Origin of the sequence: Thiohalocapsa sp. (assembly GCF_022340605.1) — a bacterium.
Lineage (GTDB): Bacteria > Pseudomonadota > Gammaproteobacteria > Chromatiales > Chromatiaceae > Thiohalocapsa.
The window spans coordinates 1-26,488 of the sequence record NZ_JAJDNQ010000055.1 but is presented as its reverse complement, the minus strand read 5'-3'; the positions used below and the strand labels follow the sequence as shown (position 1 = coordinate 26,488).

Annotated in this window: 22 protein-coding genes; 5 read left to right on the top strand and 17 right to left on the bottom strand. The window is 68.9% G+C overall.

Annotated features, from left to right (window positions below; all coding sequences use genetic code 11):
* The first annotated feature begins 68 nt into the window (after positions 1–68).
* The gene (argF, locus tag LJE69_RS07305) at positions 69–992 is read left to right on the top strand and encodes an ornithine carbamoyltransferase (RefSeq protein ID WP_296923337.1); all 924 of its coding nucleotides are present in this window, start codon (positions 69–71) and stop codon (positions 990–992) included.
* 523 nt (positions 993–1,515) lie between these two features.
* Here the strand turns inward: argF and LJE69_RS07300 are convergent.
* The gene (locus tag LJE69_RS07300) at positions 1,516–2,370 is read right to left on the bottom strand and encodes a GNAT family N-acetyltransferase (protein WP_296923335.1); all 855 of its coding nucleotides are present in this window, start codon (positions 2,368–2,370) and stop codon (positions 1,516–1,518) included.
* Positions 2,371–2,860: 490 nt separating this feature from the next.
* Here LJE69_RS07300 and LJE69_RS07295 point away from each other — a divergent pair, with 490 nt between their 5' ends.
* Complete coding sequence (locus LJE69_RS07295) at positions 2,861–3,406, top strand: hypothetical protein (RefSeq protein WP_296923332.1); 546 nt, start codon at positions 2,861–2,863, stop codon at positions 3,404–3,406.
* A gap of 369 nt (positions 3,407–3,775) precedes the next feature.
* On the opposite strand, the gene LJE69_RS07290 is transcribed toward LJE69_RS07295, so the two are convergent.
* Together LJE69_RS07290 and LJE69_RS07285 are read right to left on the bottom strand one after the other, a co-directional pair.
* Entirely contained in the window at positions 3,776–4,279 is a 504-nt protein-coding gene (locus LJE69_RS07290; RefSeq protein ID WP_296923329.1) for a TIGR00645 family protein, read from the bottom strand.
* A gap of 139 nt (positions 4,280–4,418) precedes the next feature.
* Positions 4,419–4,955, bottom strand: a complete 537-nt coding sequence (locus tag LJE69_RS07285; RefSeq protein WP_296923326.1) for a Slp family lipoprotein — start codon at positions 4,953–4,955, stop codon at positions 4,419–4,421.
* Between the two features lie 297 nt (positions 4,956–5,252).
* On the opposite strand from LJE69_RS07285, the gene LJE69_RS07280 reads away from it, so the two are divergent.
* Positions 5,253–5,795 carry a cyclic nucleotide-binding domain-containing protein gene (locus tag LJE69_RS07280; RefSeq protein WP_296923323.1) on the top strand — a complete coding sequence of 181 codons (543 nt, stop codon included), beginning with the start codon at positions 5,253–5,255 and terminating at the stop codon, positions 5,793–5,795.
* Between the two features lie 179 nt (positions 5,796–5,974).
* Here LJE69_RS07280 and phbB read toward each other — a convergent pair whose 3' ends face one another.
* The 11 genes from phbB to glgX all read right to left on the bottom strand — a co-directional run bounded on the left by phbB (position 5,975) and on the right by glgX (position 20,487).
* Positions 5,975–6,736, bottom strand: coding sequence for an acetoacetyl-CoA reductase (gene phbB, locus LJE69_RS07275; protein WP_296923320.1), 762 nt, complete (start codon positions 6,734–6,736; stop codon positions 5,975–5,977).
* 207 nt (positions 6,737–6,943) lie between these two features.
* On the bottom strand, positions 6,944–7,315 hold the full coding sequence (locus tag LJE69_RS07270; protein WP_296923317.1) for a phasin family protein: 372 nt from the start codon (positions 7,313–7,315) through the stop codon (positions 6,944–6,946).
* Between the two features lie 463 nt (positions 7,316–7,778).
* Positions 7,779–8,555 carry a membrane integrity-associated transporter subunit PqiC gene (locus LJE69_RS07265; RefSeq protein WP_296923314.1) on the bottom strand — a complete coding sequence of 259 codons (777 nt, stop codon included), beginning with the start codon at positions 8,553–8,555 and terminating at the stop codon, positions 7,779–7,781.
* Positions 8,555–10,285, bottom strand: coding sequence for an MlaD family protein (locus LJE69_RS07260; protein ID WP_296923311.1), 1,731 nt, complete (start codon positions 10,283–10,285; stop codon positions 8,555–8,557). Before LJE69_RS07260 ends, LJE69_RS07265 begins: the two co-directional genes overlap by 1 nt.
* Positions 10,248–11,528 (bottom strand): paraquat-inducible protein A, encoded by a 1,281-nt coding sequence (locus tag LJE69_RS07255; RefSeq protein ID WP_296923309.1) that lies wholly within the window; start codon positions 11,526–11,528, stop codon positions 10,248–10,250. The genes LJE69_RS07260 and LJE69_RS07255 overlap by 38 nt, the downstream gene beginning before the upstream one ends.
* A 338-nt stretch (positions 11,529–11,866) precedes the next feature.
* The gene (gene pabB, locus LJE69_RS07250) at positions 11,867–13,309 is read right to left on the bottom strand and encodes an aminodeoxychorismate synthase component I (protein WP_296923306.1); all 1,443 of its coding nucleotides are present in this window, start codon (positions 13,307–13,309) and stop codon (positions 11,867–11,869) included.
* A 233-nt stretch (positions 13,310–13,542) separates the two neighbouring features.
* Positions 13,543–15,009: a glycogen synthase gene (locus tag LJE69_RS07245; RefSeq protein WP_296923304.1), complete on the bottom strand. Its 1,467-nt coding sequence runs from the start codon at positions 15,007–15,009 to the stop codon at positions 13,543–13,545.
* A 271-nt stretch (positions 15,010–15,280) separates the two neighbouring features.
* Positions 15,281–16,468: a hypothetical protein gene (locus tag LJE69_RS07240; RefSeq protein ID WP_296923302.1), complete on the bottom strand. Its 1,188-nt coding sequence runs from the start codon at positions 16,466–16,468 to the stop codon at positions 15,281–15,283.
* Between the two features lie 73 nt (positions 16,469–16,541).
* Positions 16,542–17,966, bottom strand: coding sequence for a glycoside hydrolase family 57 (locus LJE69_RS07235; RefSeq protein ID WP_296923300.1), 1,425 nt, complete (start codon positions 17,964–17,966; stop codon positions 16,542–16,544).
* A gap of 272 nt (positions 17,967–18,238) precedes the next feature.
* Entirely contained in the window at positions 18,239–18,433 is a 195-nt protein-coding gene (locus tag LJE69_RS07230) for a hypothetical protein (RefSeq protein ID WP_296923298.1), read from the bottom strand.
* Complete coding sequence (gene glgX / locus LJE69_RS07225) at positions 18,430–20,487, bottom strand: glycogen debranching protein GlgX (protein WP_296923296.1); 2,058 nt, start codon at positions 20,485–20,487, stop codon at positions 18,430–18,432. The genes LJE69_RS07230 and glgX overlap by 4 nt, the downstream gene beginning before the upstream one ends.
* A gap of 271 nt (positions 20,488–20,758) precedes the next feature.
* On the opposite strand from glgX, the gene LJE69_RS07220 reads away from it, so the two are divergent.
* Entirely contained in the window at positions 20,759–21,028 is a 270-nt protein-coding gene (locus LJE69_RS07220; RefSeq protein WP_296923294.1) for a hypothetical protein, read from the top strand.
* On the opposite strand, the gene LJE69_RS07215 is transcribed toward LJE69_RS07220, so the two are convergent.
* The 3 genes from LJE69_RS07215 to LJE69_RS07205 all read right to left on the bottom strand — a co-directional run bounded on the left by LJE69_RS07215 (position 20,988) and on the right by LJE69_RS07205 (position 25,111).
* Positions 20,988–22,124 carry an MFS transporter gene (locus tag LJE69_RS07215; RefSeq protein WP_296923385.1) on the bottom strand — a complete coding sequence of 379 codons (1,137 nt, stop codon included), beginning with the start codon at positions 22,122–22,124 and terminating at the stop codon, positions 20,988–20,990. The two genes, LJE69_RS07220 and LJE69_RS07215, sit on opposite strands and share 41 nt — an antisense overlap.
* 295 nt (positions 22,125–22,419) lie before the next feature.
* Positions 22,420–23,535 (bottom strand): chorismate synthase, encoded by a 1,116-nt coding sequence (gene aroC / locus LJE69_RS07210; RefSeq protein WP_296923292.1) that lies wholly within the window; start codon positions 23,533–23,535, stop codon positions 22,420–22,422.
* Between the two features lie 220 nt (positions 23,536–23,755).
* Complete coding sequence (locus LJE69_RS07205; protein WP_296923289.1) at positions 23,756–25,111, bottom strand: TolC family outer membrane protein; 1,356 nt, start codon at positions 25,109–25,111, stop codon at positions 23,756–23,758.
* Positions 25,112–25,457: 346 nt separating this feature from the next.
* Between LJE69_RS07205 and LJE69_RS07200 the strand changes: the two genes are divergently transcribed.
* Positions 25,458–26,435, top strand: coding sequence for a hydrolase (locus tag LJE69_RS07200; protein ID WP_296923287.1), 978 nt, complete (start codon positions 25,458–25,460; stop codon positions 26,433–26,435).
* The last annotated feature ends 53 nt before the right edge of the window (positions 26,436–26,488 follow it).

The window sequence follows — 26,488 nt, the reverse complement described above, 5'->3', positions numbered from 1 at the left end:
CAGATGCAGGCGGAGCGCAACGCCAGCCCGCATCCCATGGCCGCCGATCGTTTCCCAGGGAGGCCCCCATGCCCCGACCCGTCCGCCATTTCCTGACCCTCCTCGATCTCGGCGCGGACGAGGCCCGCGCGCTGCTGGACCGCGCCATCCAGCTGAAACGGATGCTCGCCGACGGCGTCGACTATCGACCCCTGAGCCGGCGCACCCTGGCCATGGTGTTCGAGAAGTCGTCCACCCGTACGCGCGTCTCCTTCGAGGTCGGCATGGTGCAATTCGGCGGCCATGCGCTGTTCCTGTCGCCGCGGGATACCCAGCTCGGCCGCGGCGAGCCGGTGGAGGACAGCGCGCGCGTGCTCTCGCGCATGGCGGACGCCGTAATGATCCGCACCTTCGACCACGAGAAGGTCGAGCGCTTTGCCGCGCACTCCCGCGTGCCCGTCATCAACGGCCTCACCGACCGCTTCCACCCCTGCCAGCTCCTCGCGGACATGCAGACCTACCAGGAGCACCGCGGCGACATCCGCGGCCGGCGCGTGGCCTTCGTCGGCGACGGCAACAACATGTGCCATTCGTACATGAACGCCGCGCGGCTGTTCGACTTCGAGCTGCGCGTCGCCTGCCCCGAGGGTTTCGATCCCGATGCCGACCTGCTCGACGCCGCCGCCGAGCGCTGCACCGTCGTGCGCGACCCGCTGGAGGCGGCGCAGGATGCCGACCTCGTGGTTACCGACGTCTGGGCCAGCATGGGCCAGGAGAGCGAGCAGGACCACCGCGCCACGGCCTTCGCGCACTACTGCGTCGATGCCAAGGTCATGGCCGCCGCCAAGCCGGACGCCCTGTTCATGCACTGCCTGCCGGCGCACCGCGGCGAGGAAGTAACGGCCGAGGTCATCGACGGCCCGCAGTCCGTGGTCTGGGACGAGGCCGAGAACCGGCTGCACGCGCAGAAGGCGCTGCTCGAATTGCTCCTCGTAGGCAGCCCCGCCGCCTAGGGCTTGCCCGGGCGAGGTGAAGGCAGCACAACGGATGCGGGGAGCGCATCGGGGCAGGAGTGCACCAGTGCAGGAGTGCAGGAGTGCCAACGCATCAGTGCGCAAATGCATTGGTGTATGGCGACAGGAAGTGCAACTCATGCAGTGCACGCCATGGCCGCAGCCCCAGCATCGGCCCGAGTGTCGCCCGGAGCATCGGCCATCGTGTCGGCCGGAGTGTCGCCCTCCAGGGCGACACAGCGTCCGCGCCAACAGAACGGATCGACCAGCGAAACACCACCGCCGATCAGCGAAGACCGTACGTCGGGTCAGCGTAACACGACGCTGAGCGCCCTCAAGCCGTTGATTGTCGGGGGCACTGTCGTGCCGCGACTTGGCGAAGCGCGGTGACGCAGCCGCCGAGAACCACGCAGCGCTTTGCCGCTCAGCGCGCTCACATGCCGCCTGGCGGCGGCGGGCCGGCGCTCCCGGGGCGCCGCACGGCGCCAGGCGGCGGCGGGGATCTTTGCGGCGGCGCCGCTCATCAGCCCGTCCGCGCTTGTGAGAGCGGCGTCCGCGCCGCGATCGGGCGCCGTCGCGCCGAGGACGGCGCTCCCACGAGGGCGCGCTGCCGGTCGGCGGCGTGATCGAGACCAGCGCGGCAGGCGCCCAGCCAGGCGCCCGGCAGCCAGCAGGCGCCGGCGTCCTCGAGCCCGGCGGCAGTGCAGGTGGCGACCGCGCCGAGCAGCGTGCACCAGTCGTGCTGGACCGCCACCGGGTCCAGCAGCACGGCGCCGGGCCAGTCGGGCGCCGGCGGCACCAACGGCTCCGCCGCGGGCAGCAGCGGGATGCGGTAGGTGACGCTGCCGTCCTCGCCGCCGCTCCGCTCGCCGCCAAAGGACTCCGCCAGCGCCCGCATGGGCCTGTTGCGGGTGAGCACCTCGCAGTGCAGGGTGCGGATGCCGCGGGGGCGGGCGTGGGCCACGAGCGCCTTCAGCAGCGCCCGGCCGAGACCGAGTCCGCGCACCTCGTCGGCGACGGCCATGGCCAGCTCGGCGGTGTCGCGCCGCGCGGGCAGGCGCAGGCAGCGCGCGGCGCCGAGCAGCTCGGCATCGGCACCGTCGGCGGTGACGGCGAAGGCGCCAAGCGCAATGTGCTCCCAGCCGTCCGGCCGGCAGAAGTGCTCGACCTCGGCGTCGGTGAGGCGCTCCTTGGCGCCGAAGAAGCGCGCCTGGCGGGCCTCGGCCGACAGCCGCTGGAAACAGGCGCGCAGCCGCGGGCCGTCGGCGGGGCGCAGCCGGCGGATGCGCCAGCGGCGACCACCGCCGCGCGCCGCGGCGGACCGGGCGGGCCCGCCGTCATGGTGGTGACCGCTGCGGCGCCCGCGCGGGAGCCACAACGGCCGGGCGTCAGCGCCCGTCGACAAGCTGCTCGAGCCGGTCTTCCGCGGCCACCTGCAACAGGATGAAGCCGCCGCTGGCGAGTGCGGACGCGATGCCCGCGATGGACAGTAGGTCGAAACTCATGGCAGTACTCCAGATACAGCTTGGTTACGGCACATCGAAGCGGCGGCGGTGGCCGGGCCGGCTCCTCCCGTGTTGGAAAACCCGTACGGCCGCCCTGCGCCCCTTCGATCTCTGACTGTCATCTTCCCGAAGAACCGTTAACCGAGTGTTTCGGTCCGGCACCGCTTTGCAACAAGTTGTGACTCAGGCGCATCACTTTTGTTGCTCTCATGCAACACTTGCAGAGCCGAAACCACGCCGACACGGGCTCTGACGCCCAGGGCATGTAGCCGATCCGCCACGAGATTTGTGACAGCGACATAAATCAGCAAAGCTTCATATACTGATGTGCTTGACCAACCGATCCCGCTGGGCACCCCCACCATGCGCTTTCAAGTCAGCCGCGACGAGATCAGGCGTGCCAACGTGCCGCACGAGATCTTCCTCACCAACCTCATCGGCAACCACATCCTGATGGCGGTGGCCGCGGGCGGCATCGCCGGCAGCTTTCCGTGGGTGATGGCGGTGATTCCGGCCATCTCGTTCTCGATACTCAGCTACACCCTGTGGCGGGCGCACAGGTCCATCGGCCGCGACCCCTGGTACGTGATGTGCCACTGGCAGGTGTGCGCGCGCCGCAGCAAGCTGTTCATCCTGATGCTGACGCTGCTGCTGGCGGCCGTCGCGCTCGCCTGGGTGGGCCATGTCTACGGCGGCCTCATGAAAGAGGCCGCCATCGCAATGGTGGCGGGCGGCGGTATCCTGCCGGTGATGGTGACGGTGCTGGTGCTGATCATCGTCGAGTCCGACGCCCTCTACCACGCCAACCAGGCCAAGCTGCCGGCCTGGGTCGTGGAGCGCTTTCCGAACCCGGACGCCGTCGTCATCGAGGACGATGCGCCCGTCGCAACCGCGCAGGCCGAGATGTGAAACAAGACCTGTTGCATCGCCTGGCCGGGCGGCGGGTGTAGGTCGGGCCGACGCAGGAGGCCCGACGATCAGGCGGTCACAGCGGGCGCCCTGCCGGGCTTCGTTCCTCAGCCCGACCTGCGCGGGTCTTGCTCACCAGCTCCGAGCGCCGGGAAGCGCCATGGCGCCCAGACGACCTCGGCCCGCGGAGGCTAGTGCACGCATTCGGAAGTATCGAGTGGCACTCTCAAGGCCGCCCGTGGCGCTGATCCCTGTCGACCTGGAGGCCGACACTCCGGCCGCGGGCGCGATGGTCGGAGTGTCGCCCTCCCGGGCGACCCTCGCTCGCGCCGGACCGCGAACGGTATCGACAATTCCAAGGTGGTGCCACTAGTGGTCGCGGTGGGACGCAAAGGAGATCCGGTCCAGCACGCCCATCAGCAGCGCCGAGACGACAAAGGTCAGGTGCATGACGACGTACCAGAGCAGCTTGTCACTGGCGATGTGGCCGAGTTTCATGAAGGCGCTCAGCAGGTGAACCGAGGAGATGGCCACGATGGAGATGGCCACCTTGAGCTTCAGCGTGCCGGCATCGAGCTTGCCGAGCCAGCCGAGCTTCTCGCTGTCGGATTCGATGTCGAACTTGGAGACGAAGTTCTCATAGCCCGCGAACATCACCATCACCACCAGACTCGCCACCAGCGCGAGGTCCACCAGCCCCAGGGCCATCAGGATGAGGTCCTTCTCGCTGATACTGACGATGTGCGTCAGCATGTGCCAGATCTCCTGGAAGAACTTGACGCCCAGGGCCACCAGCACCAGCGCCATGCCGAGATAGACGGGTGCGAGGATCCACCGGGTGGAGAAGAGCAGACGCTCGAAGAAGCGTTCCATGGATTTGGGCTCCAGGGTTTCAGGACAGCCGGCAAGCTAGGCGTGGGCGTTGTTCTCGGCGCCGGCGTTCAGTGCACGGTGCATTCGTGCAACGTGCAGCCAACGCACTCCGCACCCCGCACTCACACACCAAGCGAGCTCAGAACGAAATCCCAACGCCACCACCGCTCCAGCCACGCCCGCCGCCGACCCCAACGCTGATCCAGGGCCGCACGTTGCCACCGCCGTAGCCGGTATCGCGCGCGGGCCAGATGGTGGGCGCGGCATCCTCCAGCACCGGGAAGCGGTAGTCGGCCTCGCCGATGTGGCCCTCCGCACTGGCGATGATGCGCCCACTGGCGGTGATTGGCCGGCCGGGGGCGAGGTCGGCGGTCTCCAGGTAGCCGGGGCGGCGGATGATGAAGCGGCCGTGCGCCGGCTCGTCCAGCAGCGGGCGGCCGCAGTCGTCCAACGGGTAGGCCAGCACCTCCAGGTCCGTGGCGTCGGCGAGATTCTTCGCGGACACCAGGGTGCCGCCCCAGGTGATGGACTGGCCGACGTGTGCGTCACCGGCCGCGGCCGCGGCGGGGGTCAGGGCGCGGTCGCCGATGGGCTTGCGGCAGTGCTCGCCGGTGGTGGCACAACCCGTGACGAGCAATGCGGCGGCGAAGACGATGACGGGCCGGCTGAGGCGCATGACAGGGGGTTTCCGGGCGGGTTGCTTGCCGTGACCGGGCTGTCTCGCCCGACCTGCACGGCATTTTAGCGCAGCACGCGGGATGACCGGACCACCGGCGCGTGCAAGCCGGGTATTACCGCCACGCCGGCGGGCTTCATACAATGGCAACGTCGCCAGTCAGCCGCCGGGGCATCATGATGCCCTTGCAGTCTTCTCGACGCCTGGCGCGCGCAGGCCCTGGCGGAGCTGAGCACCGAAGGCGCCTACTACCCGCCCATCGCACCCGAGCAGATCGCCGCGGAGCCGACGGAGCTGATGCGCGACGAGCCGAGGCTCGGCTTCTTTCCCGGCCTGTCGGCAGCGACCCTCGCGCGCATTGCCGCGCGCCTGGTGCACAAACGCGCGCCGGACGGCTACACCTTCTTCACCCAGGGCGAGCCAGCGGACCGGCTCTACCTGCTCCGACGCGGCACGGTGTACGTGCTCGACCAGGACCAGCGCAGCCACCGCCCGCAGGTGGTGGAGGTCGGCGAGGACTTCGGCGGCTTCGCGTTCTTCACTGGTGGCACGCACGCGGTGAGCGCGGTGGCGCACGGCGAAGTGGAGGTCTCGGAGCTGAGGCGGCGGGAGCTCGACCAACTGCTCGCTGATGACCGGTGCCGGGGCCGCGCTCGGCGCGGTGTGGCTGGAGGGCGCCTCGGCGGAACTGTTCGCACTCATCGAAGGCGTCGCCGCCGGGGCGATGCTCACCATGGTCGCGGAGACCATGCTGCCGGAGGCCTTCCACAAGGGGGCGGTGTGGTGGGGCTTTCTACCCTCGCTGGGTTTTTGTTGGCGATTTATTTCAATACGATTTGAAGAAAGCGTGGCTCAGCGCCATCGCGATCCGGCCCGGCAGGGCGTCACCGGCAGCGAACAGACCAAAAAAAGCCCGGCGGGGAGCCGGGCAGAGGAACGTCTCATCAGAGAGAGACGAGGAGGACTCGGTGGCCGCGCCCTGCACGCTGACTAGCAGGCGGCGCGGCCGGAGAAGCTTATCAATGCATGAACAGGCCGCCGTTCACGGGCAGGTTGGCGCCGGTGACATAGCCGTTCTCGTCCGCCACCAGGAAGGCGACGGCGCTGGCGATCTCATCAGGCTTGCCCATGCGGCGCATCGGCACGCCGGCGACAATGGCCTCGCGCACGTCGTCGCGCATGGCGAGCGTCATCGCGGTCTCGACATAGCCGGGCGAGACGGTGTTGACCGTGATGCCCTTCGCGGCACCCTCCTGCGCCAGGCTCATAGTGAACCCGTGCATGCCGGCCTTGGCCGTCGCGTAGTTGGTCTGGCCGAACTGACCGCGCTGCCCGTTCACCGAGGAAATATTCACCACCCGGCCGAAGCCCGCCTCCAGCATGTCCTCCCAGACGCTGCGGGTGACGTTGAAGACACTGTTCAGGTTGACGTCGATGACCGCCCGCCAGGCATCCTCTTCCATCTTCTTGAAGGTCTTGTCGCGGGTGATGCCGGCACAGTTCACGAGCACGGCGACCGGGCCGTGGCGCTCCTTGATCTCGGCGACCATGCGGCGGCTGTCTTCGAAGGAGGACACGTCACCGGCGATGGTATCGATGTCGAGGCCAATACCGGCCTGGTCGTTCTTCCAGGCCTGGGCGGCCTCCTGCTCCGAGGGATGATGATTGGCGACGACACGGAAGCCGTCCTGCGCCAGCCGCTGGCAGATGGCGGTACCGATGCCGCCGATGCCACCTGTGACCAAGGCCACGCGTTCTGGGGCCACCCGTGCTGCTGTCATAGCTGATTCTCGCTGTTCTTCGTCTGTCTGATTCGGATGCGCCCGCACCGGTACAACGCGGGGCGCCCCGGTGTCGGAGCCACCCGGCTCCGCCGGAGCTGGCATGCCGGCCGATCCCGCGACGGGGGACGACACTGCGGGCGTCCCTGCCACACCCGCCGCGCCGGCACCGACGCTGGGCGCGGCGCCGGCGCGCGGGCTGGTCCCTCAGGCGGTGACGGCGTTGCGCACCGCGGTGTTGCCTTCCTTCAGGTCGGCCATGGCGGCGTCGAACCAGCCGCGGTAGTCGTCGCGGATCTCGCCGGCCAGGGTCATGTTGGTCTTGGACTCGGCCATCAGCTTCTCGCTGACGTCCTTGGCCATCTCCACCTGGCCCTTGTACAGCTCGCTGTAGCCCTTGGCCTCGGTAGCCAGCTTCAGCATGCGCACGCCCTGCTCCATGAACAGGTTCATGGCATCCATCTGGCGGGCGACCATCTTCTCGGCAACCTTCAGGTTCAGCTCGCCGAGGGCGTTCAGGCGCTCGACGTTCTGGTTGGTGAGGTTGTTGTAGGTGTTCATCACGTCTTGGGCACTCATCGGGTCTCTCCGGTGGGTTTGCCTGAGGGGCACTGCGTTGACTTGCTGCGGTGCAGCATTTGTTGCAGTGCACAATAGTCGCCGCCGGAGGGGTTGTCAAGGGCGTGACAGCGATTCTTGTTGCAGCGCAGCAATACCACGGCGCGAGCCCGCCGCGAGCATGTCGGACCGGGCGCGTGGGAGCCGCGTCCCCGCCGCGATCGGATGCGCAGACGCCATCGAGATTGGGCATGTATGGGAGGTCGGGTTAGCGTTATCGTAACCCGACAATCAATGGCTTACTCGCGCCCTGACTGGCGCCCATCGTCGGGTTACGCTGCGCTAACCCGAACTACGATGCCCTCGATTTCGGCGTTGCGAGCAATATTTGCCCGGTCTCCATCGCGCCCGGGACGGCGCTCCCACGGCACGCACCACGCCCCGGCCCGGGGGCCAGAGCGAGGCGGCCAGGCGTGGGGGCGCCTCAGCGCTGCGGCGTCGGTGCCGGCGGCACCGGCGTGATGATGGAGGATGGCGCCGGCGGCGGCTGGGGTAACTCGGGCTTCGGCAACCTGGCGAGCACGCCTGCCACGTCACGGCTGAAGGCACCGAGGCATTGGCTCATGGCTGCCACCACGGCGGTGTAGCGGGCGGCGGTGGCCGCTTGGGGATCAGCGCCGGCGACAGCGGTGCTGCCGCCGCGAATCGGGCAGCGGTAGGCGTCCTCCCGGGCGGTGAGGCTGTGCCGCAGGCGGTCATCCATCACCGACCAGCGCACCTTGAGTACCGCCGCACCGTCGGGACCGCCCTCGAACGCGAGCACCTCCGCCGGCACGCGGAAGTCCAGCGGCGCGCGCGACTCGGCCGGGAACAGGGTCACACGGCTGCTGCTGAGCAGGAGGGCGAGGTCCTCCCCCCAAACCCGCAGGAAGTCGTCCTGCAGGGCGCCGCCCCAACGGTGGAACTCGTTCACGCTCAGCTCGTTGCTGCCCGTGCGGGTAACGATCTGCGGGCGATCCAGGAACTGCGGAAAGGTCACCGGGCCGAGCCCGACGGAGACGCGGCCGCCGGTGATGTCACCCGCGCGCCCGGCGGCCTCCGGGATGGGCGTCAGCGTGTAGAAGGTGGACGGCGGCGTGCTGGCACAGGCGGCCAGCAGCAGCGTGAGCCCGCAGGCCAACAGTAATCGCGGCCGGCGCGCGGCCCGCAACAGGCGCGGCGCGCGTGGCGCCGGACGCCCAGTGAAACTCTGCATCGACATCAGCGTCCGCCTCCTTTGCCCTGGATCAGGGCCTCCGGGTGTCGTTCCAGATACTCCGCCAGCAAGCGGACCGCGCGCGCCGCGCCGGTCACCTCTTGCATTGCACTTACCAGCTCGGTGCTGGCGGGCGCGTCGGGGGCCACGAGGTCCTGCACGCTCGACAGCGCGCCGTTGGCGCTGTTCAGCGTGCGCTGGGCGTCGCGCAGCAGCGGGCCCATCTCCGGCATGACCGTGGCGTTCAGGCCCTGCGTGAGGGTCCGTATCTCGGTCAACACCGCCGACAGGTCGGCGATGGCGGAGCGCAGCTCGCGTGAGTCCGCGATGGCCCGCGTGCCGGCGAGGGTGCCGCGCAGATCGTCGCCGATCTCCTCGATGGGCAGCGCATCGATCTTGTCCAGGATATCCATGATCCGGTTGGTGGCCGCCTCCAAGGGCGTCGGCAGCGTCGGGATCACGGGCACACCGTCGCGCTCGTACTCGGTCGCCGGGGGCGCATTCTGATGGAAGTCCAAGTCGATGTAGAGCGCGCCGGTCAGCAGGTTCTCGGGCTTGAGCTGGGCGCGCAGGCCGCGCTGGATGAGATCCTTCAGCAACTCGGGATTCTCGGAGCGGATCTCCTCCAGCGGCCGCCGCAGCCCGAGGCGATCCGGGTTGATTTCCACGGTCACCGGGATCAGGATCTTGATCTGCTGCGCCTCGAACTCGAGGTTGATGTCCGTCACCTCGCCGATCTTGATGCCGCGCAGCGACACCGGCGCGCCGACCTTGAGGCCGCGCACGGACTGTTGGAAGACCATCACGTAGGTGAGCCGGTTGAATTCCGGCTCCTTCATGGCGGCGGCACGGTTCGGGAAGAGGTTGAAGAATTGCTTCGGCGGCGCCCGCGGCGGATGCTCGGGCTCCGCCGGTGTCTCGAAGGCGATGCCGCCGATCAACACGGACATCAGGGACTCGGTATCGACGGTGACACCGTCCACGCCGACCTTGACATCGATGCCGCTCGCGTTCCAGAAGCGAGTGGTCTTGAAGATCAGGCCATCGTTCGGGCTTTGGATGAAGATGTCGATGGTCAACCGCTTGCCGTCCTTGTCGATGTTGTAGTTGACGACCTGGCCCACCTGGATACCACGGTAGTAGACCGGCGTGCCGAGATTCAGCGAGCCGAGCGAGCTCGCGCGCAGCCGAAAGCGGCGCCCCGGGGCATTGATGGTGACCACCGGTGGCTTGTCGAGGCCCTTGAAGTCGCGCCGTCCGAGCTTGCCGGTGCCGGGAGCCAAGGCGACGTAGGGACCCGACAGCAGCGTCTCCAGCCCAGAGATCTGGCTTGCGGTAATGAGCGGGCGGGCGATCCAGAACTCCGTATCCTCGGCGAGCATGTGGTCGGTGCCGTGACGCAGCTCGGCGGTAACGGTGACGTACTGCAGATCATCACTGACCGCGATGTCCGTCACCGTGCCGATGTCCACGTCCTTGTACTTGACCTTGGTCTTGCCCGCCTGGAGCCCACCGGCATTCGGAAACTCGATGGTGATGGTCGGCCCGCGCTCCGCCAGCGTCTTCACCACCAGCCAGCCCCCCACCGCCAGCGCGAGGATGGGCAGCAGCCACACCAGCGACCAGCGCTCGCGGCGGGTTACCCGCGCCGTGGGCAGGGTGGACTGGCCGTCCGCGGGATCGCCGTCGGGGGCGTCGTCAGGTGGCGGCTCGGGGGGCCGCTCGGACTCCGTCATGGTCCTGCTCCAGCGTGTCCCAGATCAGCCTGGGGTCGAACGACATGGCCGCGAGCATGGTGAGGATCACCACCGCGCAGAAGAACACCGCACCCGCCTTGGCCTCGATGCTGGCGAGATTCCCGAGCCGCACCAGGGCCACCAGGATGGTCACCACGTACACGTCCGTCATGGACCAGCGGCCGATGGCCTCGGTGATGCGATACATCCTCGTGCGCTCGCACGGCCGCCAGCTGGACCTGAAATGCACCGACAGCAGCAAGAACAGCAGAATCAGCAGCTTCAGCAGCGGCACGAAGATGCTTGCGGTGAAGACGATGATCGCGAGCGGCCACATGCCATGGTGCAGCAGGAAAAGCACGCCGCTCAGGATAGTATCCGCCTGCGTCTGGCCGAGCGAGGTGACGGCCATCACCGGATAGATGTTCGCCGGCAGGTAGAACACCGCCGCGGCGATCACCAGCGCCCAGGTCCGCTGCAGGCTATCCGGCTTGCGCCGGTGCAGGACGTCGGCGCAGCGCGGGCAGCGCAGGCGGCCGCCCGGATCGACGTCAGCGGCCCGCTCCGGCACCACCAGCTCGCAAACGTCGCAGCCGATGACAGCCTCCCCCGGGGCCGGTGCTCGGCGCACGGCGGGGCGCAGCGGCACCCGCTCCCACACCACGTCCGGGTCCAGTGACGCCTGCGCCGCCGCCAGCACGAAGATCAGCACCACGAAGGCGAACAGCGAGGTGCCAGGCACGATGGTGGCCATGTCCGTGAGCTTCACCACCGACACCAGGATGCCGATCATGAACACGTCCATCATGCCCCAGGGGACCAGGCGCTTGAACCAGCGGAACAGCGTCGGGAACCGCGGCGGCAGCCGGCCGCCCAGCTTGAGCGGCGCCAGCACGATGAGCAACAGCAGCAATTGCAGCCCCGGCGCCACCACGCTGGTGAAGAGCACCACCGAGGCGACGCCGACCTTGCCTTGGGCGGCGAGATCGTGCACGCCGGTGACGAGGGTCGTCTGCGTCTCCTGCCCCTGCATCTCGAAAGACAGGAAAGGGAAGGTGTTGGCAATGGCGAACAGCACCAGGCCCGTGACCGTCAGCGCCAGGGTCCGGTCGACGCTGTTCGGCCGGTGGCGATGCAGCACATGGCCGCAGCGCACGCACAGCGAGGCCCCACCCGGCGGCAGCGGCGGGCTCTGCTGCAGCAGGTCGCATTCATCGCACAGGGTCGGGGTGCCGGCGGACATGGGCCGGGAGTATAACCCCCGACCTGCGTCCGGGTACGGCCGGCAGAATCGGACACGCCCGCCATCGGCATGCAATAGCCGGCCTTGTCATGGTTGCTCTGACTATCGCGTCCCTAGCGATGATCGATGCAATCACTTCCCCGCCGCCCATGCTCCCGGGGGCACCGAGCTCCACTCGGCTCGCCGGCGGCATTACCAAGTGGCGGGGGGGATGGAACCGCTGCGATACCGTGAAAGTATTGCTCGCAACGACGAAAACGAGCGGATCGTAGGTCGGGACAGAACTGCTGGTCTTACACGGGAAAACGGGATCAGGCCATGGACATCTGAAATCGGCCTCACACCAGGTCGCTGCGCCAAGCAACAGCGCCGCGATCGCGTCCCAGAGCCGGCCACGCGTCACCACTGACTGCCCCAACCAGCTCCAGCATGGCGCGCGCCTTGAGCCCGATCTCCGCCCACTCGGCATCGCAGTCGGAGTCGACCACCAGGCCACCGCCGGCGCGGAAGTCGAGGCGGCCGTTGCAGACTGTGGCGGTGCGAATGGCGATGTTGGTATCCATGGCGCCGTCGAAGCCGATGTAGCCGATGCTGCCGCAATAGACCCCGCGCGGCGCGCGCTCTAGCTCGTCAATGATCTGCATGCTGCGGATCTTCGGCGCACCGGTGATGGAGCCGCCCGGGAAGCAGCCGCACAGCAGCGCCGCCGCGTCGGCATCGGCCCGCAGCCGGCCGGTGACGGTGCTCACCAGATGGTGCACGCCGGCGTAGGACTCGACCTTGAACAACTCCGGCACCCGGATGCTGGCGGTCTCGCAACAGCGGCCGAGGTCGTTGCGCAGCAGGTCCACGATCATCAGGTTCTCGGCGCGGTCCTTGGCGCTGGCCGCAAGCCCGGCGGCCAGTGCCCGGTCGCGCGCGGGGTTCGGGTCGCGCGCCGCCGTGCCCTTGATGGGACGGGTCTCGACCAGACCGTCGCGCAAACTCAGGAAGCGCTCCGGCGAGGCGGAGAGCACCTGCATGCCAGGGGTATTGAGATAGGCCGCGAAGGGTGCCGGGTTGAGCTGCCGCAGCACGCGATAGGCGCTCCACGGGTCACCGGCGCAGGGCGCCTGCCAGCGCCGTGCCAGGTTCACCTGGTAGCAGTCGCCGGCGCGGATATAGTCCTGCACGGCGGCGAAGCGCCGGGCATAGTCGGTCTGATCCATGTCGCTGAGGAGCGGCCCGGTGACCCGAAACGGCAGGCAGGGCGCCGGCTCCCACTCCTGCGCCAGGCGCAGCAGCCGCTGCCGGCGTGGGTCTGCCGGGCTGCCCTGCCCCACCAGATAGGCGGCGCGGGCGTGGTGGTCCACCAGCAGCGCCCAGTCGTAGATGCCGACGGCCATCTGGGGTGCGCCCGCAGGCAGCGGCGCCTGGAGCCCGAGTCGCTCGAGGCGTCGACCAAGGTCGTAGCCGAGCCAGCCGATGGCGCCGCCGATGAAGGGTAGCCCCGGCTCAGCGGCGGCCGCGGAATACACCCGTGGGCCGATCGCTTCGCGCAGCAGGTGCAGCGGGTCGGCCCGCGACCGGCGGCGGCGGTTGCCGGTGCGGATCTCGGTGACGGCACCGACGGTATGCAGCGTCGCCCGCGGCGCCAGCGCCAGGATGTCCCAGCGCCCGCCACCGGCGTGGTGGGCATTGCTGTCCAGGAGCACCGCCCAGGGCTCGGCGGCCGCGGCGCCGAACAACGCGGCCGCGTCGGCGCGATAAGAGAGCTGCTCGATGCGGGTGGCGTCCTTCATGGCGGGCGCAGAGCAGAAGGTCAGGTCGTGCGCGGTGTCGGGCCTCGTTCCTCGGCCCGACCTACGCGGCATTCTTGTCGAATCTCGACGCGAAAGCCACCGGACCCAGTGCAGCGTTTCACCTAACTTTGCCTTCCTTGTCGTTGTCGTTGTCGTTGTCGTTGTCGTTGTCGAGTATCCGACCACGACCACGATATGCCGCCCGCACCGCACGCGGAACGGCGGGCGTTTTCCTAGACGCGGATGTGGTTGTAGATGTCCAGGTAGTGCTGCCCCGGCTCGTTCCAAGAGTGGTCCTGGCGCATGCCGTTGACACGCAGCTGGCGGAAATACTCAGGGAAGCGCTTCCAGAGCCCGATGCCGCGCCCCAAGGCGCCCTCGAGGCCGGCGTAGGTGAAGTCGTCGAAGACGTAGCCGTTGCGATCCTCGAACGGCCGGTCGGAATAGTTGGCGTCGAACACGGTGTCCGCCAGGCCACCGACGCGCCGCGCGACGGGCACGCAGCCGTACTTCATCGCGATCATCTGCGTGAGGCCGCAGGGCTCGTAGATGCTCGGGATCAGGATCATGTCCGCGCCGGCATAGATCAGGTGCGCCAGGTCCTCGTCGTAGCCGAGCTCGAGGTGGCAATCGGGGTTCGCGTCCATCTCATGCTTGATGCGCCGGAAGTCCGCATCGACGGCGGGGTCGGGCGCACTGCCGAGCAGCACGAACTGGCAGCCCTGCTCCAGCGCGTAGTAGATGCCGTGGCGGATCAGCTCCACGCCCTTCTGCTTGTCGAGCCGGCTCACCACGGCGACGATGGGCTTGAACGCGTCGCCGAGGCCGACGCGCTGGCGCAGCGCCGCCCTGCACTTGGCCTTTTCGGGGAGGGTATCCGGGCCGTACTGCGCCGGGATGTGCGGATCGATCTCCGGATTCCAGGTGTTGTAGTCGATGCCGTTCAGCACGCCGCCGAACTTGCGGTCGTGCTCCTGCAGGACGCCTTGCAGACCCATGCCCTGATCGGTGTGCTGGATCTCCCAGGCGTAGCGCGGCGACACGGTGGTAACAAAGTTGGAGAAGACGATGCCGCCTTTCATCAGGTTCACCGCGCCGGGATTCCCCGGGTCGCGCAGGCGCTCCGGCGTCATCAGCCTGCCGGCGTCGAGACGGTTCATGTGCAGCACCTGCGGGCCGGTCCAGCCCTGGTGGCCCATGTTGTGCAAGGAGTAGCAGACACGGCTGTGATCCATGCCGAGCTCGGCGTACACCTCCCACAGCAGCACGGGCATCAGGCCGGTGTGCCAGTCGTTGCAGTGGATGATGTCCGGGCGCCTACCGGACTTGTACAGGAACTCCATCACCGCCCGCGAGAAGAACGCGAAGCGGTCCGCGTCGTCGGCGTCGCCGTAGATCTTGCCCCGGTTGAAGAAACCGTGCTCGGAGTGGGCATCGATGAAGAAGCACTGGAGCCCGTCCACCTCGCCGTACTCCACGTCGCAGTGGATGGCCTTGTCGTGGAAGGGCACCCAGAGGTCGCGGTAAACCTTGTGCATCCCCGAGATGCCAGCGAAGCGCAGGGCGTCGTACTTCGGTAGCACGATCTCCACGGCGTTGCCGCGGACGGACAGCTCACGGCCCAGCCCCTGGACGAAGTCACCGAGCCCCCCGGCCTTGGCGACGGGGGCACACTCTGGGCTGGCCATGACAATGAACATAGGGCGGTCCTTAGCTGAGGCTTGCGCGTTGAGATCAGGGGTTGTGCGGCCCGAATCGGAAATCCGGCATCTGGGCTCAAGGCCGGGGCGGCTCGACATCCCGGCGGCGCCGGATGCCACCGGGTTGCGACGCGCCTGACGGATACAGCGATGGCGGCGGCTGGGGCGGGCTCGATGCCGGGATTATACGCATCGTGCCGGCTTTGCCGCCGCTGCACTCGCTGCGTCCAGCGCGGTTGCGGTCGGTGACGATGCAGGCTCTGGCGCCCGATCACTCCTCCGGCAGCCCCTGCACCTCGCCATCGGCCGGGGCGGCCACCGGCAACCGCGGCAGGGTCGCCAGCACGCGCATGATCACCTCGCGATCGCGAATGGGGATGCGCAACTGAAAGCGCCCGCCCGGGCCAACCCGGTAGGCATGACCGCCCAGGTCCAGCAGCGTATTGGGCGGTGCGCTGCCTTGCACCAGAAGCTCCGCGGTGAGCGTCGCCTCGTCAGCCGCCGGGCGCAGCGGGCCGCTGCCCGGCACCGGCGTCTGTGCCGGTTGCGGGGCCGCGGGCCGCGGGCCGGGCTGAGTCTCAGGCTGATCTGGACGCGGGAGCGGCCGCTGCGTCAGCCGCGGCACCACGCCGCCGGGTGGCGGCTCCGACAGCGACTGCCCGTCCGCGCCGGCCAGCAGCCGCGCTCCATACCCGGCCCGGCCCAGCGTCGTGTCGGCAGCCGCGCCGGCGCCGAAGGGAGCGCGGGCTCCGGTCGCAACATCGGTGGCGGCATCGAGATCGGAGGCGAGGGCGACGCCGCTCGCCACCGTCGGCGTCCGCTCCGGCGCGGCGCCCGGCACGACGCCCGACGCCGCGCGCTCGGACAGCTCCGGCGCCACCAGCGGGAACTCGGGCTCGAGCCGCAGGGGCTCGGCCGCATCCCGGGCTGCAACGGTGCCCGATCGGCCGGCATCCGCCGATGCCGCCATTGCACCGGACTGCGCGGCGTCCGCAGCGGCGACCACGGGCGCCGACGCAGGCCCCTGCTCACGCAGGAAGTCCACCTCCACAGGCGCTGCGGCCGGCAATCCGTTGGAGCGGGCGATGAGCAACCAACCGCCATCGGCGCTGGCAAGCCCGATCTCCGCCTGCAACAGCCCTTCGGCATCGCCTCCGGCGTAGTGGGCCAGACCGCTTTCGGCCTCGGTATCGCTGCCCAGCGCCGCATCTGCCATGAGCCGGTTGTCGCCGTTGCCGCCGAGGTGGAAAAGCCGCAGCACCGCGTGGGCCTCGGCGCCGGCGAAGGCGGCGCGAGCGTGCGCGATATCGGCGGGGTCGATGCGCCAGCGCAGGTCTACGGCGCCGTCGTCGGTCTGGTACAGCACCAGGTGCGTGCCGATCGCGGTGTCCGGAAAGCCGTCGGCCGCGCTGACCGGCTCGGCGCCGAGGCCGCCCAGGGTCGGATCGGGGGCCGGCATGGAACCATCGCCATCGCGGTGCCCGGTATTCACGAGTGCATCCGTTGCGGCTTGTCAGTGGTTCGTGACGCGCTCAGGAGTCCGGCTCCCGTTCGGCCTTGCCCGACGGCCCGCCTGCCTTGGAGACAGTTTCCGAGGCGGTCTTCGAGAGGTCTTCCGAGCCACTTTTCGAGCCAGATTGGGGCGCGGCAGGGACTGGCGCGGCCGCTGCCGGCGCCTCGCTCGCGACCTCGGCCGCGACTTCGACCGCCGGCACCGGCTGCTCGGACACCGCGGCCACATCGATCGCTCCGACCGCCTCCTGCGGCGCACTGGCCGCCTGCGCCGGCGCAGGCGCGGCCGCGGGCGCCGTTGCGGGTGTCGCCCCGGCCGCCGGCTGCTGTTGCTCCGCCTCGGCGGGCCTGGCCTCCATGGCCTCGATCAGCTCCGCCGCAGCATCGGTCAGCCACGCGAGCTTCGGCAGCCAGTCGTCGCCCCAGAAGAGATAGCAACTGGTCTCCGCCTCCAGCACCAGCCGGCGGGCGCGCGCAAGCGGGTCAGCGGGCGCGGTGCCCTTATCGCGCAGCGCCCACCAGCGCCGGCTCAGATCGCGGACGGTCTCGGCGCCTTGACGCTGCCGCGGGGAGCCGGCCCACTGGCTGAGATCGAAGCCGGAGGTGGAGCCGACGTTCCAGGCGCCGGTCTGCACGTGCGCGTGCGCACTGGCGGGGTGAGCGGCGAGGTATTCGCTCAGACCCACGGGCCGGATCGGATAGTCGCCGCCGCGCACGCGCTCCATGTAAGGCGAAAAATAGTGGCCGAAGAAGCCGGCGCCCTCGTGCGTCTGCCGGAACCAGCCGCCATTCTCGCCATCGGACCAGGTGGTGCACAGCCGCGGCTCGCCCGGGCGCGCCGAAAAGCGGCAGCGATGCGTGACCTCGTGCGCGAACCAGGTGGCGTCGAGCCCGCTCTCCTGCGCGTTCGACACGTCGCGGTCCCGCGGCACGATGGTGATGCAGGCATCGTCGTAGCAGGCGAGATAGGGCCGAAAGACGTCGCTAACCCCGTCCTCCGGATGCACGTGGACGCCGTCCACCACGACGTATTCATACCCCGCCCGCACCAGGGCCGGGATCATCTCCATCGAGAAGGCCATCTCCGGGGGCCAGAAGCCGCGCGGCGCACGGCCGAAGACCTCCGTCATCATGTCCCGGCCGGTGCGCAGCTGCTCCTGCCAGTCGGCCTCCGGGATCAGCGGGAAGATGGGGTGGAAGTAGCCCATGCCGATGAGCTCGATGTTCGGCGTACTGCGGTAGGCGTCGAGCATCGCCGGGATGTCGATGATGTGGCGGTAGCGGTCGACGATGGCAGGGTCCACGAACTGCTCCAGCAGGATGCCGGAGAAGCCGATGTGGAGGTGCCCCACATCGGCGTAATGCTGCGCGTAGCGGGTCGGGCGCTCGTAGCAGCGGATGATCTGCTCCGCCTCCCAGGGATTGGTCTCGATCAACACAGCCATATTCCCCGGCGGCTGGTGCATGTGCAGACCGAGAGCGTGGGAAATGTTCGTGGCGAGCATCGCGGCGCCGAATCACAAGGGAACAAACCGGGAATTGTGCCCGATCCGGCGGAGACTTGGCGAGTTCGCCCCCCGTAGTCGGCCAGCCGAGAACACCGGACGGGTCTTGCCCGCGGTTGTCGGGCAAGGCGTGGCGCAAGCCGGCCACCCAAAGCCGGTGCCGGGCCGCGGTTGCGCTAGCCCGCTTTGCTATCGAGCCAGGTTGTTGGGTCCTACTCCAACATGTGGGACAGGGGAGTCTGGAGATCGGGCTCGACGGCGACATCGGGGCGCTCGGTGCCGGCGATCCGGCCTGAATCCGCGGTCTCGACGCTCGCGCCTGCCACGCCCTCCATCACGCCCTCGGGGACCGCGTCGCCACGGCCCGGGTAGAGATTATCCGCGCCATCGTCGCATCGGACCTTCATCCGCTACGCCCCTCCAGCACCAGCACACTGCGCGCGCCAAGCCGCCAGCGCCTGGCACCGATGGTGCGCTGGTGCTCGGGCGCGATCAGATCCCGCGGCGGCGCCGCCCCGGTGTCGACCGCGATGGCCCAACCCCAACCCTCGACCGGCGGCAGCAGGCAAGTGCACGCCTTGGTGCTGAAGTTCATCAGCACATGCAGCGGCGGCTCGTCGTTGGCGCGGCCGGTCAGCGTGAAGGCGAGCTCGCGGCACTGCGGGTCGCCCCAGCCGGGCGGGCCGCCGTCCAGGGCCTGCCACAGGATGTCGTCATCGCGCAGAAAGTGCCGCCGGCGCAGGCTGCGGTGGCGCTTGCGCAACGCGATGAGCCCGGCGACGAAGCGCACCACGTCGGCGTTCTTCTCAGCCAGGCGCCAGTCGAGCCAGCCGGTGGGATTGTCCTGGCACCAGGTGTTGTTGTTGCCGCCGGCTGTGCGCAGCAGCTCGTCGCCTGACGCCAGCATCGGGATGCCCTGGCTCAGCAGCAGAACGGTAAGGAAGTTCTTCGCCTGGCGGCGGCGCAGCGCCAGCACGGCGGGGTCATCGGTGTCGCCCTCGACACCACAGTTCCAGCTCAGGTTGTGCGCGCAGCCGTCGCGGTTGCCCTCGTGGTTGGCGGCGTTGTGCTTGTGGTTGTAGGCGACGAGGTCCGCCAGCGTGAAGCCGTCGTGGCAGGTGACGAAGTTGATGCTGTTGATGGGGTGGCGCAGGTTGCCCTGGTAGAGATCGCTGCTGCCGGCGATGCGGGTGGCCAGCTCCGCCACCAAGCCGGCGTCGCCGCGCACCGCGGCACGCAGGGTGTCGCGGTACTTGCCGTTCCACTCCATCCAGCGATAGCCCGGGAAGCTGCCCACATGGTAGAGGCCGGCGGCGTCCCAGGCCTCGGCGATGATCTTGGACTGGGCGAGCACGTCCGAGAGCTCGATGCCCCAGAGCACTGGCGGATGCTCCATGGGCACGCCGTGGCCGTCGCGGGCCAGGGCGCTGGCGAGGTCGAAGCGGAAGCCGTCCACGTGCATCTCGCGCACCCAGTATTCCAGGCAGTCGATGATGTAACGGGCGACGAAGGGGTGGTTGGCGTTGACCGTGTTGCCGCAACCCGTGAAGTCCAGGTAGCGGCTGTGGTCGGCGGCGTCCAGCATGTAAAAGGTCTCGTTGCCGAGGCCCTTGAAATGGATCACCGGGCCGCCCCGCCCGCCCTCGGCGGTGTGGTTGAACACCACGTCCAGCAGCACGCCGATGCCGGCGCGGTGCAGCGCCTTCACCATGTTGCGGAACTCGCGCCGGTGCTCGGTGGGGTCGCCGGTGCAAAAGCCCGGATGCGGCGCGAAGAACCCGTGCGTGCTATAGCCCCAGTAGTTGCTGAGCCCCGCGTCGCCCGTGCCCGGCGGCACATCCTGCGGGTCGAACGCCATCACCGGCATCAGCTCCACGTGGGTGATGCCGAGCCGCTTCAGGTGATCGATCTTCTCCACGACGCCGGAAAAACTGCCCGGGCGCGTCACGCCCGCGCTCGGGTGGCGCGTGAAGCCGCCCACGTGCAGCTCGTAGATCACCATGTCCTGGGACGGCACCCGCAGCGGCTCGTCGCCCTCCCAGTCGTACGGGTCCGCCAGCACCACGCCGCGGATGCCGTCGCCCGGTCGCGGCCCGTCGCCGCAGCGCCGGGCACGGTCCCAGTGACTCGCGTCCAGCGCCCGCGCCCAGGGGTCCAGCAGCTCCACGTGCGGGTCGTACAGCCAGCCGTGGCCCTGGGGATCCCAGGGCCCGTCGAGCCGCCAGGCGTAGCGGGTGCCTGGGGGCAGGTCGACGACCTCCACGTGCCAGCTGAAAAAGCTGTGATTCACCTCCGGGTCCAGCACGATGACCTGGAACGGCGCATCCGTACCCGGCGCGTACAGCAACAGCGTCGCACCGGTGGCGTGACGGCTGTAAAGCGAGAAGTTGATCCCCTCGTCGGAGATGCTGGCACCGGGCGGATAACGGCGGCCGGACCGCACGGCATAGGCTTGGGTCATGACAGGCAAGGCTCGGCTCGAGGACGACTGCGCCCCGCCGAGCAGGGCGGCGCCGGGGTGTAGGGCGCCTCGAAAAATTCGAGGTGCTCGCGCGGGGCAGGATGCTCCGCCATTTCTCAGGCGCCTCGGCGCTTGAGAAATGAAGCGAAGCGGAAACCGCGTTTTCGCTTCGCGTCTCGAAAAATGCCATGGAAGGCATTTTTCGAGGTCTCCTGTAGCCGCGGCGCACGCGCCATTCTAGCGCCCTCGCGGAGCATGACACAGGCGCGCGGTGCTGCGTCTCTACGTGGAAGCGGCGTCCCCGCAGGGCGTGGAGCAGGACATTGCTATGCTGGACCAAATGCATGACCTCCGCGAGCTCGCCTGCCGCCCCTACAACCTGCGGCTGATCCAAGCGCAGGTGGACCGGCTAGAGGCCAGGCAGCGCACCGGCGAGCGCGTCGCCGTCGCAAACCTGTCGCGGTCGGTGGCGGGTCGGTATCGGTCGGAGCGCCGCGCCGTCAATACCGCCGCTCCCGATCCACCCACAGCGCGGCAATGAACCCAAGCCCGGCAAGCCCGGAGGCCGCGGCAAAGGTGACCATGGCGCCGGCGCCCGACCACAGCGAGCCGGCGATGAGGCTGCCGGTGGCGCCGCCGACGCCGAAGCTGACGCTATTGTAGAGGGCCTGGCCGCGCGCCTGGGTGCGGCCGGGAAAGTAGTGATGCGTGAGATGGATAGCGGAGGCGTGGAAGCTGCCGAAGGTGGCCGCGTGCAGGCTTTGCGCCAGGAGCTGCACCGCCACGAGGTCCACGTAGGCGCCGATCAACAGCCAGCGCAGCACCGCCAGTGCCAGGCTAGCCAGCAACACCCGGCGCGCGCCGAAGCGTGCCAGCAGCCGGTGCATGTTGATAAATACCAGCACCTCGACGCCGACGCCCAGCGCCCATAGGGCGCCGACGGCGGTGTCGCCGTAGCCGTGGTTTTCCAGGTGGATGGAGTAGAAGGCGTAGTAGGCGCCGTGGCTCGCCTGCATCAGGAGACAGGCCGCAAGGAAGGCGAGGATTTCCGGGCGCGCCAGCAGCCGGCGGAGCCGCAGATGCGTATGGTCCGCACGAGCCTGACCGCGGTCGGGGATCAGCAGGCACGCGAGCCAGACGCCGCCGAAGAGCGCCAGCACCGCCGCGGGCACCACTCCGCTACCGGCGCGCTCCTGCAGCCAGCCCAACAGCAGCACGACAACGATGAAGCCGATGCTGCCCCAGACCCGCACGTTGGCGTAGCGATTCACCCGCTCGCCCAAGTGGTTGAAGGTGACCGCCTCCATCAGGGGTAGCGGCGCGTTCCAGAAGAAGCTGAACGCGGCCATCACCAGGGCCATGCTCCAGAAGCCGCCAGCCCAGAACACGGGCACCGCGCACACCAGCGCCAGGAAGGCGCCGAGTCGCACGCTGGGCATGCGCGCGCCGGCGCGGTCCGCCAACACGCCCCAGACGTTGGGGGCGACGATCTTGGTGCCCATCAGGATGGCCATCAGCACGCCGATGGCGGCGGGCGCGAAGCCGCGCTCCAGCAGGTAGGGTCCCCAGTAGGGCACCAGGGCGCCGAGCGCCCCAAAGTAAAAGAAGTAGTAGCTGGAAAGCCGCGCGTAGGGCATACGCTCGCCGGTCTCAGCGCGGAAAGTCACGGATGGAAGCATCTCGGCGCAGCCTCTTTGCGCGCATTATGCCGAGGCGCACGGCCGCGCGGGTTGGCGTTTCGCCGTTGCGGGGGCACTTGGCGTTGGCCCATATAGCCCGGAGGGGGCGCCAGAGGGGAAACCGGATGCGGCAGCGAGGCCAACGAAAGCGCATTTTGGAGACGGCGGTGGGACGATTCCTGGGGGTCGCGGCACCGCGAGTGCCGCTCCCACAAGCGCGGCACCGCGAGTGCCGCTCCCACAGGCACGCGAGCTAGCCGCGGCCAGGCGGGATCGGTGCCAGCGGCGGCGTCACCTGGGCATTCTGCCCGCGGTGGCGCAGCAAGTGGTCGGCCAGCACGATGGCCAGCATGGCCTCGGCGATGGGCGTCGCACGGATGCCGACGCAGGGGTCGTGGCGGCCCGTGGTGACCACCTCCGTCGCCTGCCCGTGCAGATCCACGCTGCGACCGGGGAGCCGCAGGCTGCTGGTGGGCTTGAGCGCGAGGCGCGCGACGATGCGCTGGCCGCTGGAGATGCCACCGAGCACGCCGCCGGCGTTGTTGGACAGGAAGCCCTCGGGAGTGATCTCGTCGCGATGCTCGGTGCCCTTCTGCGCCACGCACCCAAAACCGGCGCCGATCTCCACGCCCTTGACGGCGTTGATGCCCATCAGCGCATGCGCGATGTCGGCATCGAGCCGGTCGAACACCGGCTCGCCGAGCCCGGGCGGCACGCCGTCGGCCACCACGGTGACCTCGGCGCCGATGGAGTCGCCGGACTTGCGCAGCGCATCCATGTATTCCTCCAGCTCCGCCACCCGGGCGGGGACGGGGCAGAAGAAAGGGTTGCGGTCGGCCTCGTCCCACTCGAAGCCGTCGGCGTCCAGGCTGGCCGCGTCGATCGGCCCGAGCCGCGACAGGAAGCCGCGCACCGTCACCCCCGCCAGCTCCCGCAGACACACCTTGGCGATGCCACCGCCAGCGACGCGGATGGCCGTCTCCCGCGCCGACGAGCGCCCGCCGCCGCGGTAGTCGCGGAAGCCGTACTTCATGGTGTAGGTGTAGTCCGCGTGGCCGGGACGGAACCTGACGGCGATGTCGGAGTAGTCCTTGGAGCGCTGGTCCTGGTTCTCGATCAAGAGCCCGATGGGCGTGCCGGTGGTGCGCCCCTCGAACACGCCGGAGAGGATGCGCACCTGGTCGGGCTCGCGGCGCTGGGTGGTGTGCCGCGACTGGCCCGGCCGGCGGCGGTCCAGATCGCGCTGGAGGTCGGCCTCGGTGAGCGGCAGTCCGGGCGGGCAGCCGTCGACGATGCCGCCGATGGCGGGCCCATGGCTCTCACCGAAGGTGGTGAGGACGAACGACTTGCCGATGGAGTTGCCTGACATTGAATGAGGGGCTAGAGGCTAGTGCACTCACGCGGAAGTAAGGAGGCCGCTCTCAAGGCGGCCCGCGGCGCTGATCCGTGTCGACCTGGAGGCCGACACGCGCTCGCGTCCGACAGCAGCGAACGGTATCGACAATTCCAAGGCTGTGCACAAGGGGCTAGGTGGAGCGGCGGCCCGCGAAGACAGTGGCCCTAGCTCCCAGCCCCGACTACCTGGTCACTCAGTATGCCGGCGGCGGAACCGTATCCGCCTCGGTGAGCCATTCGTTGCCCTTGGCCAGCACGTCGCGCGTGAGGGTGCTGGTGGCCTGGTGCAGCTTCACGCCGTTGATGATGTAGTTGTAGCGGGCGGCGAGGTAGTCGAATTCGGCCTGGAACAGGTCCCGCTGGGCGTTCAGCACGTCCACCTGGGTGCGGGTGCCGACCTCCAGACCGGCCTGGGTGGACTCCAGCGAGCTGCGGGCGGAAACGATGGCCGCCTGCCTCGCGCGCACGTCGCTGATGCTGGAGATGACGCCGCGGAAGGCGTCCTTCACCTGGTTGATGACGTCGCGGCGCTGCTGGTCGAGACGGTCCTGCGCCGCGCGGAAATTATGCCCCGCCTGGCGAGTGCGTGAGGCGACGGCGCCACCCTGGTACAGGGGGACGTTCAGGCTCAGGCCGACGTAGCCGGTGTCGCTGTCCGAGTAGAATTCCGCGCCGTCGCGGGCGATGTCGTAACCGGCCTGGGCGTCGACGGTCGGGAGGTACCCGGAGCGCTCGATCTTGATCTCCTTGCGCGCGGCCTCGGTGGCCTCTTTGGCGGCGATAATGGCGTAGTTGTTGGCAAGCGCGGTTTCGGCCCAAACGTTGATGTCGTCGGGCTGAGGAGGAGCCAGCGGCAGGCGGTCACCGAGCCGCGCCAGCGGTACCGACACCGGGCCGATGATGCGGCGCAGGGCCTCCCACTTGTTGTCCAGATCGTTCTCGGCCGTGATCAGGTTGGCACGGGAGCGGTCGTAGGCGGCCTGACTGTCGTTGACGTCGGTGATGGCGACGAGGCCCACCTCGAAGCGCTGCTTGGACTGCTCCAGCTGGCGCTCGTCGGCGGCCACCAGGGCCGCGTTGACGCGTACCGCGTCGGACGCCTCCAACACCCCGAAGTACGCCTCGGTCACGCGGACCATCAGGTCGATCTGCGAGTTGCGGTATTCCGCCTCGGCCTGGGCGATGGTGTTGTTGGACTGGCTCAGGCGCATCCAGTTGGCGCGGTCGTAGACCGACTGATTCACCACCGCGCCGACAGTCCCGCTGGCATAGGTGTCATTGCGCTTGAAGGTGCCGAACGTGGTTTTCTGGTTGGTCTTGACGTTCTGGTACCGCCCGTTCCCCGTGAGGGAGAAGTCCGGCAGCAGCAGCGCCCGCGCCTGGGGCTTTACCTCTCGGGTCGCGTACAGGTTCTGCTCCGCCTCACGCAGAGTCGGATCGCTCTGCACGGCCAGGTCGTAGATCGCCAGCAGATCGTCGGCCCCGGCGTGGAGGGGGGAGAGGGCGATGACGCAGGCGGCAAGCAACAGCGCCGGTCGAAGCATGGTCATAATCTTTCAGGGGGCGTCTGGCGTGACAGCGTGGACGACGAAGAGTATAGGGGACGGTGTGCCCGCGCCACAAATGAAAGCCGTCAATCGGACATGGGCCTAGCCGTAGAAAGCCATTCAAGTCAATCTCATACTGGTTTTCTCCGAAATTGACTTGGGGAGACACACGACATCGCTGTTGCACATGTGACCCAGGGGGTGGCGGTACCGGACACGACCGCGGGCTACCGCTGGGCAGACCTGCTCGCCATGGTGACGGCGCCTACGCGGCACTCTACGCGCGGCAGCTGGGGTAAGCACGGCGGGAACCAACCGCTCCATTGCAGTGAATTTGCGAGCAAGGCTCATGGGCCAGATCGTTCCAAGCGACTTCCAACCCGCCTGGTGGCTGCCGGGAGCGCACGCGCAGACGCTGTGGGGCAGCCTGGCGCGGCGGGCAGCGCCCGCATCGCGGCTGCCGCTGACCCGCCGGCGCGTCGAGCTCGCGGACGGGGACTTCATCGACCTCGCCGTGGGCGCCGAGACGGGACCAGCGGTGCTGATCATCCACGGACTGGAGGGTGACCTGCGCTCCCACTACGCGGGCGCGCTGGTGAGACGCCTGCGACGGGAAGGCTTCAGGCCGGTGTTCATGCACCTGCGCGGCGCGAGCGACGAACCGAATCGCCTCGACCGGTCCTATCACTCGGGCGCCAGCGCGGACCTGGCGGAGGTGCTGGCGGCGCTGGCGCGAGACCCCGGCGGCGCGCCGCGCGCCGCGGTGGGCTACTCGCTCGGCGCCAACCTGCTGCTCAAGTACCTGGGCGAAGGTAGGCCCGAGGTGCACCTCGAGCGGGCGATCGCCGTATCCGCCCCCTTCGTCCTGAGGGATGCGATGCTGCGACTGAATTGCGGCTTCTCGCGCATCTACCGCGACTATCTGGTGCGGCGGCTCAAGCGCAGTTTCCGCCGCAAGTTCGCCGGCCGCCCGCTGCCGGCGGCGCTGGGGCCGGCGCTGGACCTGGATGCGATCCGGGACTTCAACACCTTCGACGACCGCATCACGGCGCCGCTGAACGGCTTCGCCGGCGTCTTCGACTACTACCAGCACGCCAGTTGCCGGCAATACCTGCCGGACATCGACACGCCCACGCTGATCATCCAGGCCGCCGATGATCCCTTCCTGTTTCCGGCGAGCCTGCCCTTCGCGCACGAGCTGGGGCCGGGCGTGACCCTGGAGCTGAGCTCCCGCGGCGGGCACGTGGGCTTCGTCGCCGGGCGCTGGCCGTGGCGGCCGGTGTATTGGCTGGAGGAGCGGATCCTGCGGGCGCTACGGAGTTCGTAGTGCGGATTGCGGAGGCGCAGTTCTCGCACTGCGCACCGCGCACTCCACACTCC